Source organism: Dactylosporangium aurantiacum, assembly GCF_000716715.1.
GTDB lineage: Bacteria > Actinomycetota > Actinomycetes > Mycobacteriales > Micromonosporaceae > Dactylosporangium > Dactylosporangium aurantiacum.
In genome coordinates, this window is sequence record NZ_JNYJ01000008.1 from 12,554 (window position 1) to 24,574 (window position 12,021).

Genomic DNA, 12,021 nt, shown 5'->3' on the forward strand with positions numbered 1-12,021 from the left:
GGGGAACGCCACCTACCCCGGCACTGTCGCACGAGGGAACGGGACCGGCGGTGGCACCGGGAACAGGTGCAGCCTTCGCAGAGGCACGCCACTTCGGCTGCTGGTGACGGCACGGGGTGCAGTACCGTCGGGCGGTGACCGTGTTCCGGCCCGCCGTCCGGGTCATCTGCCTCGACGCCGCGCAGCGGGTGCTGCTGCTGTGCTGGCGGGACCCGGCCGACGGCAGCGTGCTGTGGGAGCCGCCCGGTGGTGGCATCGAGCCCGGCGAGACGCCGCTGGTGACGGCGCGGCGGGAGCTGGTCGAGGAGACGGGGCTCGATCCGGCGGCGGTGCGGGAGCGGGCGGTGCCGGTCGAGCGGGACCTGTGGTGGAACGGGGTCCACTACGCCGGGGTCGAGCACTTCTTCCTGGCCCGGTTCGACGGTGACCGGCCGCCGCTGAAGCGTGCCGGGTTGCTGCCCGACGAGCAGGTCAACCTGCAGGCGCACGACTGGGTCGGCTGGGCGGAGCTGGGATCGCTGCCGGACCGGCTCGAGCCGCCGCACCTCCTCGACGTCCTCACCGAGCTGGCCCCCGACGGCCCGTGGAACGGCGGCTGAAGCCACCGGCAGCACCGGCGCGGCCGCGCGGGCAGCGCGAACCTGGACGGGACCCGGGCGGCAATCAGGGCGCAACGCGGACGCCGCATCATGGAGCCTTCGACCGATGGGGAGGAATGCCGTGCTGTTGTCCGTCGCCGCCGGGGTGGCCGCCGCGCCGTTCGTGTGGTTCGTGGGGTCGCTCGCCGGGGTCGCTACGTCGGCGCTGGTGCGGGAGGTGCGGGTCGAGCGGGAGGTGCGCCGGATCCGCCGGGAATGGGCCCGCGGCGCGGGATCACCATGGCGGTCCCCGTCTCAGGGTCCGGCATGACCCGGCACGCCAGCCCGAACACGGCCTCGACGACGCGCTCCGTCACCACCGCCGGCGGCGGTCCGGCGGTCACGACCCGGCCGGCACGCATCGCGACGAGGTGCGTGGCGTAGCGGGCCGCCAGGTTCAGGTCGTGCAGCACGGCCACCAGCGTGCGGCCGTGGTCGCGGTGCAGCCGGGCGCACAGCTCCAGGACCTCGATCTGATGGCTGATGTCGAGGTACGTGGTCGGCTCGTCCAGCAGCAGCAGCGGCGTGTCCTGGGCGAGCGCCACGGCGATCCAGACCCGCTGGCGCTGCCCGCCGGACAGCGCGTCCACCGGGGTGCCGGCGAGGTCGGCGACGCCGGTGGCGGCCATCGCCGCGCGCACCGCGTCCCGGTCCGCCGCGCTCCACCGGCCCAGCGGCCCGTGGTGCGGGAACCGGCCGTGCGCGACGAGGTCGGCGACGGTGATGCCGGCCGGGGCGAGCGCCGACTGGGCCAGCAGCCCGAGGGCCCGGGCGACCTCACGGGTCGGCCGGGTGCTGATGTCGCGCCCGTCGAGCAGGACCGCGCCGGCCCGCGGGCGCAGGGTCCTGGCCAGGGCCCGCAGCAGCGTCGACTTGCCGCACGCGTTGGGCCCGACGATGACGGTGAACGACCCGTCGGGGACGGTGACGGTCAGGTCGTCCGCGACGGTGCGCCCGTCGTAGCCGAGGGTCAGGCCGAAGCCGCCGAGCCGGTCAGGCACGCTTCCTCCCGCGGGCGAGCAGCCAGACGAGGTACCCGCCGCCGAGCAGCCCCGTGACGACCCCGACCGGCACCTGGTGGCCCGGGACGGCGCGCTGCCCGACGACGTCGGCGGCGGTCAGCAGGGCGGCACCGAGACACATCGAGGGCACGAGGTTCGGCCCGGGCGCACCGGTGAGCCGGCGGGCCAGCTGCGGCGCGGTCAGCGCGACGAACGCGACCGGCCCGGCGGCGGCCGCCGCGGCCGCGCTGAGCAGCACGGCGCCGCCGAGCGCGGCGAAGCGGACCGTCCTGACCCGCACGCCGAGCGCGTGGGCGGGGTCGTCGCCGAGCTCCAGGGCCCGCAGCGGCCGGCCGCACGCGACGACCGCCGGGCCGGCGACACCGACCGCGACGGCGACGGCGGCGGCGTTGCCCCAGCCGCGGCCGTCGAGGCTGCCGGTGAGCCACAGCACGGCACGGGCGGCGTCGACGACCTGCGCCCGGGTCAGCAGGTAGTTGTTGACACCGGTGAGGACCGCGGCGGCGCCGATGCCGACGAGGATGAGGCGGTGGCCGTACCCGCCGTCGCGCCAGGCGAGCAGGTGGATCGGGGCGCCGGTGGCGATCCCGCCGAGGACCGCGCCGCCCGCGACGGCCGCGGCGCCCCCGCCGGCGGCGACGACCGCGACGAGCGCCCCGGTCGCCGCGCCCTGGGTGAAGCCGAGCACGTCGGGGCTGCCGAGCGGGTTGCGGACCAGCGACTGGAACACGGCCCCGGACAGCGCGAGCGCGGCGCCGGCGAGCAGGCCGGTGACGACCCGCGGCAGCCGCAGCTCGGTGACGATGAACGTCTCCGCGGCCGAGCCGCCGCCCGCCAGGGTGCGCAGCACGTCCGGCACGCTCATCGGGTAGTCGCCGCTGCCGACCGCGTACACCGCGACGGCGAGCGCCGCCAGCGCGCACGCACCCCCCGTCCACCTGGCCCGCACCGCCGCGTGCCCGCTCATCACTCGCGGCTCCTCGCTGCGCTGCGGGCCGCTCACGCCACCACCTCCGCTACGCTCCGGCGCCGGCCTGAGCTCCAAACTGAGCCGCTGATTCGCAGCCCTCCGCTGCGCTGCGGGCCGCTCATGCCCGCCTCCGGCGGACCACGGCCAGGAAGCAGCCGCCGCCGACGACCGCGGTGACGACGCCGACCTGCAGCTCGCCGGGGCGGGCGACGACCCGGCCGAGCACGTCGGCGCCGAGCAGCAGGACCGGCGCCAGCACCGCGCAGAACGCGAGCAGCCACCGCAGGTCGGGGCCGGTCAGCGGGCGTACCAGATGCGGCACCAGCAGCCCGAGGAAGACGATGGGGCCGCAGGCGGCCGTCGCGGCGCCGCACAGCAGCACGACGGCGACCGCCGCGGCCGCCCTGACCCGCACCGGGCTGGTGCCGAGGGCGCGGGCGGCGTCGTCGCCCAGCGCGAGGACGTTGAGCGTGCGGGCGAGCACCGCGGTGAGCAGCACCCCCGCGGCGACGAACGGCAGGACGAGGGTGGCGGTGCCGGGCCGCGCCGCGGCGAGGGAGCCCGCGGTCCAGAAGCGCATCCGGTCCAGCGAGGCGGTGTCCAGCAGCTGCACCGCGGTCACGTAGGCGTACAGCACCGCGGTGACGGCGGTGCCGGACAGGGCGAGCCCGGCCGGGGTGGCCGTGCCGCCACCCGCGACGGCCCACACGGCGACGGTGACGAGCGCGGCGCCGACGAACGCGAACCAGATGTACCCGGACAGGTCGGACACGCCGAGGAACGCGATGGCCGTCACGACGGCGGCCGCCGCGCCGGCGTTGACGCCGAGCAGGCCCGGGTCGGCCAGGGGGTTGCGGGTGAGCGCCTGCATGAGCGCGCCGGCGAGGCCGAGGGCGACGCCGACGAGCAGCCCCAGCGCCGCGCGGGGCAGCCGTAGCTGCCGCACCACGGCGACCGCGCTGTCCGCGGCACCAGCGCCGGCGCCGGCGTCAGCGCCGGTCAGGGCGTGCCAGACGTCAAGCGGGGCGAGGGACCGCGCGCCGATCGCCAGGCTCGCGACGACGGTCAGGACGAGCAGTCCTGTGGCGGCGACCAGCCAGCGTCCTCTGTGGACACCTTGCACGGAGGAGCTCCCGGGGGTGGACTTGACACGATCAACTTAGGTGAGGCTAACCTTACGCCACTCCAGGAATCAAGTCAGCGATCGGAAGGCGAACCACCATGCCCCTCTCCCGACGGCGTCTCCTCACCGGTGCCGGCACCCTCGGCCTCGGCGCCCTGCTCGCCGGCTGCGGCGACAAAGACGACAACGGCGGCAGCGGCGGCAGCGGCGGCCCGTGGGAGTTCACCGACGACCGCGGCACGAAGGTGACCGCCGCGAAGGCGCCCAGCCGCGTCGTGGCGTACGTCGGCTCGGCCGCCGCGCTGCGCGACTTCGGCGTCGACGCCCGGGTCCTCGCCACGTTCGGCCCCTCGAAGAGCGCCGACGGCGGCAAGGACCCGCTCGCCGGCGACCTCGACGTGAACCGCCTCACGTCGCTGGGCAACGCCTGGGGCGAGTTCAACATCGAGAAGTACGCGTCGCTGAACCCGGACCTGCTCGTCACGAACATGTACGAGCCGAACGCCCTGTGGTACGTCCCCGACGACAGCAAGGACAAGATCCTGTCCCTCGCCCCGAGCGTGGGGATCAGCGTGTCCGGCGGCGTCACCCTGCTGCGGGTCATCGAGCGGTACGCGGCCCTCGCCGCGGCCCTGGGCGCCGACCCGGCCGCGGCGGCGGTCACCGACGCCAAGGCCCGTTTCACCGCCGCCGGCGAGGCCGTCAAGGCGGCCGTGCGGGCCAACCCCGGGCTCAAGGTGCTCGCCGCGTCCGCCAGCCCCGACCTGCTGTACGCGTCGACCCCGCAGGCGTACGCGGACCTGAGCTACTACCGCGAGCTCGGCGTCGACGTCATCACCCCGTCGAACGTCACCGGCGGCTTCTTCGAGAACCTCAGCTGGGAGAACGCCGACCGGTACGCCGCCGACATCATCCTGCTCGACAGCCGCACCTCGGCGCTGCAGCCCAAGGACCTCACCGCCAAGCCGACGTGGGCGGGCCTGCCGGCGGTCAAGGCCGGCCAGCTCGTGCCGTGGCTCAGCGAGCCCCGCTTCAGCCACGCCGGCTGCGCCGGCCCCCTCGAGGCCCTGGCCAAGGCCCTGGCGTCGGCGAAGAAGGTCACCCCGTGACGTTCGACTTCTTCGACGTCACGGTGCTGCGCCGGGAGCCGCTCTCGCCGTCGGCGGTGCGGATCGTGTTCGGCGGCGCCGGCCTGTCGGCGTTCGCCAGCGGCGGGCGGGACCAGCGGTTCAAGCTGTTCCTGCCGCAGCCGCACCAGCGGGCCGCGGACGTGCCCAGGGGCGAGGACTGGTACCCGCGGTGGCGGGCCGCCGACCCGGCGACGCGGGCGGTCATGCGCACGTACACGGTCCGCGAGCAGCGCGACGGCGAGTTCGACGTCGACTTCGCCGTGCACGACACGGCCTGCGCCGGGCCGGCGTCGACCTGGGCCCGGCACGCCCGCCCCGGCGACCGGGCCGTCGTGCTCGGCCCGACGGTCGCCGACAACGGCGGCGTCGACTTCCGCCCGCCGGCCGGCACCGACTGGATCCTGCTCACCGGCGACGAGACGGCCGTGCCGGCCCTCGCCGGGATCCTCGCCTGGGTCGGCGGGTCGCTGCCGGTCCGCGCCTGGGTCGAGGTGCACGACCCGGCCGACGTGCGGGACCTGCCCCGCCCCGACGGTGCCGAGGTGACCTGGCTCGTCGGTGGCGGGCTGCTGGACGCGCTGCGCGGCGCCGACCTGCCCGCCGGCACGCCCTACGCGTGGGTCGCGGGTGAGTCCGGCGTGGTGCGCGCGGTGCGCCGGCACCTGGTCGGGGAGCGCGGCTTCGACCGGCGGCGGGTGATGTTCACCGGGTACTGGCGCCGCGGCGCCACCGAGGACGACCTCGTCGCCGAGTCCGACGCCTGACGCCCGCCCCGGACCGCCGGATGGCTCAGTCCCACGCCCGGCCGAGCCGGGCGAGCTGGCCCGCGTACTCGATGCGGTCGAGCCACGGCGCCGGCCACGCGGCCATCCCCCGCTCAGCACCGATGAACGCGCCGGCCAGGCAGGCGATGGAGTCGGAGTCGCCGGACGTGGTCGCGGCCCGGGCGAGGGCGGTCACCGGCTCGCCGGCGTGCCGGATGGCGCACAGCAGGCCGGTCGCCAGCGCCTCCTCGGCGACCCAGCCGGCGCCGGTGGCCGCGCACGGGTCGCCGCCGTCGTCGGGCCGGGTGAGGGCGAGGTCGAGCCGGTCGAGCACGTCGGCGCACTCGTCCCAACCGCGGCTGATGAAGTCCGCCGGGGTGGCCACGCCCGGCTGCTGCCACAGCGTGCCGAGCCAGTCGCCGCGGTACGTGGTGCGCTGCGACCGGCACCGCTCGCGCAGCTCGGCGGGGAGCGCCGCGAGCACGGCGCCGTCGCGCAGCAGGCGCACCGCGTAGGCGGTCAGCTCGCTGGCGGCCAGGGCGGTCGGGTGCCCGTGGGTCATGGCGGCCTGCAGCTGCGCGACCCCGGCGAGGGTGTCCAGGTCGTAGCCGGGGACCAGGCCGGCCGGGGCGACCCGCATGTTGGCGCCGCAGCCCTTGGAGCCGGCGACGGTCGCCTCCACCCACGGCAGCCCCCGGTCGAGCCCGCCGCAGGCGCGCAGGCACGTCATGCCGGGTGCCCGGTCGTTGTCGGGGCTGTGCGCCCACGCCACGAACCGCTCGCGCAGCAGCGGCTCCAGCGCGGCCGGGGTCGGCTCGGCCGCGTCCAGCAGCGCCGCGCCGACGGCGAGGGTCATCTGCGTGTCGTCGGTGACGAGCGCCGGGTCGCCCTCCAGATCGCGGGGGCCGCCGGGTCCGTACCGCGCGACGATCGCCTCGACGGTCAGGAACTCGGTCGGTTTGCCGAGCGCGTCACCGTACGCCAGTCCGAAGAGGCACCCTGAGGCCGAAGTCGACACCAGTGGATCGTAGCCGCCGCACACGCGAAGGCCCCGGCGGCAGCCGGGGCCTTCGCCGCACGCGTCCGCTACGCGAGCGGGTCGGTCTTGCCGGTGGTCGCGCTGGCCTTGCGCGGCGCCTTCGGCGTGGACGCCGTCGCGCCCGGCATGGCGGCCGGCGTCGCGGACCCGCTGGACGTCGCGGTGAGGTGCTTGGCGCCCGGCGAGGCCGCCGACGAACCCGACGACGACATCGACGACGCCGAGTCCGTCACGGCGGCCGGCGAGGCGGGGGACGTCGCGAGCTTCCTGGCCGTCTGCTGCGCCTGCGCCAGCGTCGGGTTGGCACGCAGCTGCCGGGCGCCCTCGACGATCTGCTCGTACTTGCCGCGGCCGGCCCGGGTGCCCAGCACGTATCCGGTGGCGAGCCCGGCGGCCAATGTCAGCAGTCTCATCCTGGTCTCCCTCGAAGGTGCGTCGCTCAGCTTCCCGCCGTGGTGCCCGCGACGCGGGGCCCTCAAACCCGATCGCTCGCCGGGGGTGACGCCGTCCGCGCCGGAATTCGTGATCGTGCAGGGAGACGACGTACGGCTGCGCGAGCGGAGAGGCCGGTTCATGGGTAGACCCGTCCGCGCGGGCATTGTCGCGCTGGCCCTGCTGCTGGTGCCGGCCGTGCTCGGCGCCTGCACCTCGGACGCCCCCGCGAAGCCGCCGCCGTCGCCGACGGTCACCGACCCGACGGACTTCGGCCTCGGGCCGGTCGACCCGTCGGCGAGCTCGGACGCGGGGGTGTCCGTCACCACGATCGCCCGGCACCTGGACATCCCGTGGGGGGTGACGTTCCTGCCCGACGGCGGAGCGCTGGTCACCGAGCGGCGCACGCTGCGGATCCTGAAGGTCGGCCCCGGCCGGGCCGCGAACGGGACGCTGACGGTCACCCCGGTGGCGAAGATCAGCGAGGCCACGGCGGACAACGAGGGCGGGCTGCTCGGCATCGCCGCCTCGCCGCGCTTCGCCCTGGACCAGACGGTGTACGTCTACTACACCACCGACGTCGACAACCGGATCGCGAAGCTGCGGCTCAACGAGCGGCCCAGGCCGATCGTGACCGGCATCCCCCGCGGCGGCATCCACGACGGCGGGCGGCTCGCGTTCGGCCCCGACGGGTACCTGTACGCGAGCACCGGCGACGCGTCGCACACCGAGGGCGCGCAGCAGCTGAGCAGCCTCGGCGGGAAGATCCTGCGGATGACCGTGGACGGCAAACCGGCGCCGGGCAACCCGTTCCGCGGTTCGCTGGTGTGGTCGTACGGGCACCGCAACCCCGAGGGCATGGCCTGGGACGGCACCGGCACCATGTACGTCGCCGAGATCGGCGAGTCGGTGTGGGACGAGCTGAACGTGGTCCGGCCCGGCGGCAACTACGGCTGGCCGCTGGTGGAGGGCATCGGCGGCAAGCCGCAGTACGTGGACCCGATCGTGGCCTGGCACCCGGAGGTCGGGGTCAGCGCCGACGTGGCCGTGGTCGGCGACACCGCGGTGGTCACCTGCCTGCGCGGCCAGCGCGTCTACCTGGTCGGCGTCGGCGGCGCCCGCGAGCAGCAGGCCGGCAGCCGGCCGACGGAGGGCGGCACGCCGGACACGTGGGGGGTCCGCTGGCGGCCCGGTGCCGGGGTGACGGGCCGCCCGAAGGAGGTCCTGGCGACGCGGTACGGCCGGCTGCGCACCGCGATCGCGGCGCCGGACGGCAGCGTGTGGCTCACCACGTCCAACCGTGACGGCCGCAACCCCAACGGGCCGACCGTCGAGGACGACCGGATCCTCCGGCTGACGCTGCATCCGCTCGCCACGCCCGGCCCCCGGTGACGGTGCGGCCGTGCGGTTCCCGCCGAGAACGGTCCGGGGGCGCCGGCAGGCGGCGGCCGCCTGCCTGGCCGTCGCCGTCGCGCTGGGCGGGCTGGTGCTGGTGCGCCAGCGGGCCGGGGAGACACACGGCCGGCGGTGCGCGGAGCCGGGCGCGGCGGCGATGGCGGGCCGGGTGGTCGGCGACGCCGAGCTGTCCCAGCGGCAGCTGCGCTGCGCCGACCTGGAACGCTCCACTGTGGACGGATTCGTGCGGGAGGCGAACCTGAGCGGCGCCAACCTGCACGCGGCCCGCCTGGGGTCGGTGTCGCTGGAGAACGTCGACCTGTCCGGCGCCGACCTCAGCGACGCCGCGGCCCGCGACGCGATGCTCACCGGGGTCGAGCTCGGCCGGGCCGACCTGCGCCGGACCGCCTGGCACGGCAGCACGTTCACCGACGTCGGGCTGCGCGGCGCGGTGCTGCGCGAGGCGGACCTGCGCCGCACCGAGTTCCACCGCTCCGACCTCGGCGGGGCCGACGCCCGCGACGCGGATCTCACCGGCGCGTCGCTGGTCGACACCGACCTGCGCGGCACCCGGCTCGACGGCGCCGACCTGGACGGCACGACGTGGTCCAACGTGGTGTGCCCGGACGGCACGAAGTCCGGCGGTGACCGGCGCGAGTCGTGCGCCGGTCACCTCACCCCTGCCTGAACCACGCTCAGACGCGACCCGTGCCGGCGTTCGCCGTGACCGAGGCGGCCACGGTCGAGGTGGACTCCAAGGTGTACGGGTACGGCGGGCTGGTGAACGACCCGACCTGGGTGATCAGGTTCGGCCCGCAGCCGGTGTAGACGTTGCCGCGCTCCACCGCGTAACCGTCCTGGACGCTCAGCGTGGTGGTCTTGACCGGGGTGGCGACGTTGACGAACACGTTGCCCTCCACCAGCACCTGGGCGCCCATGCGGGAGTGCACCCCGTTGTTGTCGTCGTGGTAGTAGTTGTTGAACACGTGCGCGGTGCCGAAGCGGATGCTGGGCAGCCGCGCGTCGGCGTTGTAGAGCTCGTTGTGGTGGTAGGTCACCGTGAGGTGCCCGACGTCCTCGGCGGCGTTGTCGTCGTCGTGGCTGACCAGCGACGTCTTCCAGTGGTCGTGGATCTTGTTCCAGGAGACCGTGACCCAGTCGCTGGCGTGGGTGATGTCGATCAGCCCGTCGTAGTAGTCGATGTCATGCGCCCGGTCGCTCCACAGCTCGTTGTGGTCGATCCAGACGTGGTCGGCGTCCTGCACGGTGATCGCGTCGGTGCCGACCGGGTTGGACAGCTTCAGGTTGCGGATGATGACGTTGTTGTAGTGCGAGATCTTCAGGCCGCCGCCGTTGATGCCGGAGTTGGCGCCGAGGCCGACGATCGTCTTGTCGCCGCGGACGGTGGCCTGCCCGGAGCCCTGCAGGATGCCGTTGACCTGGACGGTCTGCGGGGTGTGCCGGCCGACCTCGGTGACCAGGTCGGCCCAGGTGGACACGGTGACGGTCGGGCCGCCCGCGCCGCCGGTGGTGCCGCCGGCGAGGGTCGCGTAGCCGACCTGGCCGGCGGGCGGGTTGCCCGGCGGCGTGCCAGGCCCGGACGAGGACGGTCCGGGGCTGGACGGCGGGGTACCCGCCGACCCGGCGACCCGGACGTCGTCGAACGAGGCCGCGGCGTGGTAGGTCCACACCCCGACCTTGCCGGAGGCGAACGCGGTGGCGGTGCCCTGCGCGACGAGGGCGCCGCCGACGTAGCCGCGCAGGGTGGTGCCGGCGGCCTCGACCCGCACCGCCGTCCACGCGCCGGTGGCGGCGGTGTGGGTGCCGGCGCCGATGACGGTGACCGTGCCGTTGCGCACGGCCTCGAGCTGGGCCCGGCCGTCGGTGTACAGGGCGAACCGGTAGGCATTGGTGGAGCTCTGCTGGCGCACGGCGAGCGCCACGAACCCGTCTGCGGCCCGCTCGACGGGCCTGAGGCGGGCCTCGGCGGTGACGTCGGCCCACGCGGAGCCGGCGTACGCGCGGGCGTCGCCGGTGGTGGCGCTGGTCTGGCGCAGCGCGCGGGAGCCGTCGGTCACCACCGACCAGCTGCCGCCGGACTTGGACCAGCCGTTGGCGTTGCCGTCCTCGAAGTCGTCGGTGAACACAGTGGTGTCCGCGGCGGCGATCCTGGCCGCGCCGAGCAGCAGCGCGGCCACGGCCACGGTGACGGCGGCCGTCGAGGACCACCGCCGGTTGAGCAACCGGGCATACATGGGAGTTGGACCTCCTGGCGGGGAGTTGGAGGCCGGGGGCGGGTCGGGCGCCGCGGGGCCGGCGCCCCTCAACCGGCGCACCGGGTGAGGAAAACGGTTTCCTCGACGGTAGGATCGACATTGCCGAGTGTCAATGCGTTGACGAGCCGCGGGGAAGATCTGCAACAAACCTGCACATCGACGTTCGTTGACTTGTTCCACGACCGCTCCTAGCGTCGCCGGAAAGGGCTTTCCTAAGTCTTTCCCGCCAGTCATGGAGGCCGTCATGCGACGTTCCCTCGCCGTGCTGCTGACCGCCGCCGCGGTCCTGCCCGGCTCCCCCGCCCTCGCCGCACCCGCCGTCCCCGCCGCCGCGCTCGCCGCCGAGACCGCGCCGACCGGCTTCGCCGCCGTCAACGCGCTCGGCCGCGACGGCACCACCGGCGGTGCCGGCGGCCAGACCGTCACCGTCACCACCACCGACCAGCTCCTCGACGCCATCGACAGCACCGCCACGCTGGTCATCCGTGTCCAGGGCCGCATCGCCATCACCAGCAAGCAGGGCGTCCGGCCGAACAAGACCATCATCGGGGTCGGCACGAACGCCGAGATCACCGGCGGCGGCTTCGACTTCTACCGCTCCTCCAACGTCATCGTGCGCAACCTGCGGTTCACCGACGCCGAGGACGACGCCATCAACATCGGCCAGCAGTCGCACCACATCTGGATCGACCACAACACGTTCTCCGGCGCGGTCGACGGCTCGGTCGACATCGTGCGCGGCGCCGACTACGTGACGGTGTCCTGGAACCACTTCGACCACACCGACAAGACGATGCTCATCGGCCACTCCGACGGCGCCGCCGGCACCGACGTCGGGCACCTGCGGGTCAGCATCCACCACAACTTCTTCGACCACAGCCGGCAGCGGCACCCGCGGGTCCGCTTCGCCGACCCGGTGCACGTCTACAACAACGCGTTCGTCGGCAACGAGCTGTACGCGATCGCCTCCACCGAGAACGCCGGCGTGCTCATCGAGGGCAACCACTTCCAGGACGTGCCCTACACCGTGTGGTCCACCGGCGGGTACGCCGACAGCGGCCCCGGCCGGGCGGTGGCCCGCGGCAACGTCTTCGTGCGCTCCGGCACCCCGCAGCTCGGCGGCACCGTGATCGAGCCGCGGACGTTCTACCCGTACACCCTGGACGACCCGGCGACCGTGCCGGCCCTGGTGCGGGCGGGCGCCGGTGCCGGGCACCTCTGAGCGCCGCCGC

The 12,021-nt window shown here is 75.0% G+C and carries 12 protein-coding genes; 6 read left to right on the plus strand and 6 right to left on the minus strand.

The window, feature by feature from the left end:
- Positions 1–134: 134 nt before the first annotated feature.
- A complete protein-coding gene (locus OP18_RS11005) occupies positions 135–599 on the plus strand; it encodes an NUDIX hydrolase (RefSeq protein ID WP_033358720.1) in 465 nt (154 codons plus the stop codon).
- A gap of 194 nt (positions 600–793) precedes the next feature.
- Here the strand turns inward: OP18_RS11005 and OP18_RS11010 are convergent, their stop codons facing one another.
- From OP18_RS11010 to OP18_RS11020, 3 genes are all read right to left on the minus strand, one after another.
- Complete coding sequence (locus OP18_RS11010; protein WP_156089437.1) at positions 794–1,639, minus strand: ABC transporter ATP-binding protein; 846 nt, start codon at positions 1,637–1,639, stop codon at positions 794–796.
- Positions 1,632–2,627 (minus strand): FecCD family ABC transporter permease, encoded by a 996-nt coding sequence (locus tag OP18_RS11015; protein WP_033358721.1) that lies wholly within the window; start codon positions 2,625–2,627, stop codon positions 1,632–1,634. The genes OP18_RS11010 and OP18_RS11015 overlap by 8 nt, the downstream gene beginning before the upstream one ends.
- Positions 2,628–2,748: 121 nt before the next feature.
- Positions 2,749–3,753 carry a FecCD family ABC transporter permease gene (locus OP18_RS11020; RefSeq protein ID WP_081970640.1) on the minus strand — a complete coding sequence of 335 codons (1,005 nt, stop codon included), beginning with the start codon at positions 3,751–3,753 and terminating at the stop codon, positions 2,749–2,751.
- A gap of 98 nt (positions 3,754–3,851) precedes the next feature.
- Between OP18_RS11020 and OP18_RS11025 the strand changes: the two genes are divergently transcribed.
- Together OP18_RS11025 and OP18_RS11030 are read left to right on the plus strand one after the other, a co-directional pair.
- The gene (locus tag OP18_RS11025; protein WP_033358722.1) at positions 3,852–4,862 is read left to right on the plus strand and encodes an ABC transporter substrate-binding protein; all 1,011 of its coding nucleotides are present in this window, start codon (positions 3,852–3,854) and stop codon (positions 4,860–4,862) included.
- Positions 4,859–5,647 (plus strand): siderophore-interacting protein, encoded by a 789-nt coding sequence (locus OP18_RS11030; RefSeq protein ID WP_033358723.1) that lies wholly within the window; start codon positions 4,859–4,861, stop codon positions 5,645–5,647. The genes OP18_RS11025 and OP18_RS11030 overlap by 4 nt, the downstream gene beginning before the upstream one ends.
- Before the next feature lie 25 nt (positions 5,648–5,672).
- Here the strand turns inward: OP18_RS11030 and OP18_RS11035 are convergent, their stop codons facing one another.
- A complete protein-coding gene (locus OP18_RS11035; protein WP_052386596.1) occupies positions 5,673–6,632 on the minus strand; it encodes an ADP-ribosylglycohydrolase family protein in 960 nt (319 codons plus the stop codon).
- Positions 6,633–6,733: 101 nt separating this feature from the next.
- Positions 6,734–7,099 (minus strand): hypothetical protein, encoded by a 366-nt coding sequence (locus OP18_RS11040; protein ID WP_033358725.1) that lies wholly within the window; start codon positions 7,097–7,099, stop codon positions 6,734–6,736.
- 160 nt (positions 7,100–7,259) lie between these two features.
- Between OP18_RS11040 and OP18_RS11045 the strand changes: the two genes are divergently transcribed.
- The gene (locus tag OP18_RS11045; RefSeq protein ID WP_033358900.1) at positions 7,260–8,510 is read left to right on the plus strand and encodes a PQQ-dependent sugar dehydrogenase; all 1,251 of its coding nucleotides are present in this window, start codon (positions 7,260–7,262) and stop codon (positions 8,508–8,510) included.
- Between the two features lie 10 nt (positions 8,511–8,520).
- Positions 8,521–9,201, plus strand: a complete 681-nt coding sequence (locus tag OP18_RS11050; RefSeq protein ID WP_052386526.1) for a pentapeptide repeat-containing protein — start codon at positions 8,521–8,523, stop codon at positions 9,199–9,201.
- Between the two features lie 7 nt (positions 9,202–9,208).
- Here OP18_RS11050 and OP18_RS54970 read toward each other — a convergent pair whose 3' ends face one another.
- Positions 9,209–10,768, minus strand: coding sequence for a pectate lyase family protein (locus tag OP18_RS54970; protein ID WP_081970641.1), 1,560 nt, complete (start codon positions 10,766–10,768; stop codon positions 9,209–9,211).
- A 265-nt stretch (positions 10,769–11,033) separates the two neighbouring features.
- Here OP18_RS54970 and OP18_RS11060 point away from each other — a divergent pair, with 265 nt between their 5' ends.
- Positions 11,034–12,011: a pectate lyase family protein gene (locus OP18_RS11060; RefSeq protein ID WP_033358903.1), complete on the plus strand. Its 978-nt coding sequence runs from the start codon at positions 11,034–11,036 to the stop codon at positions 12,009–12,011.
- Positions 12,012–12,021 lie beyond the last annotated feature (10 nt).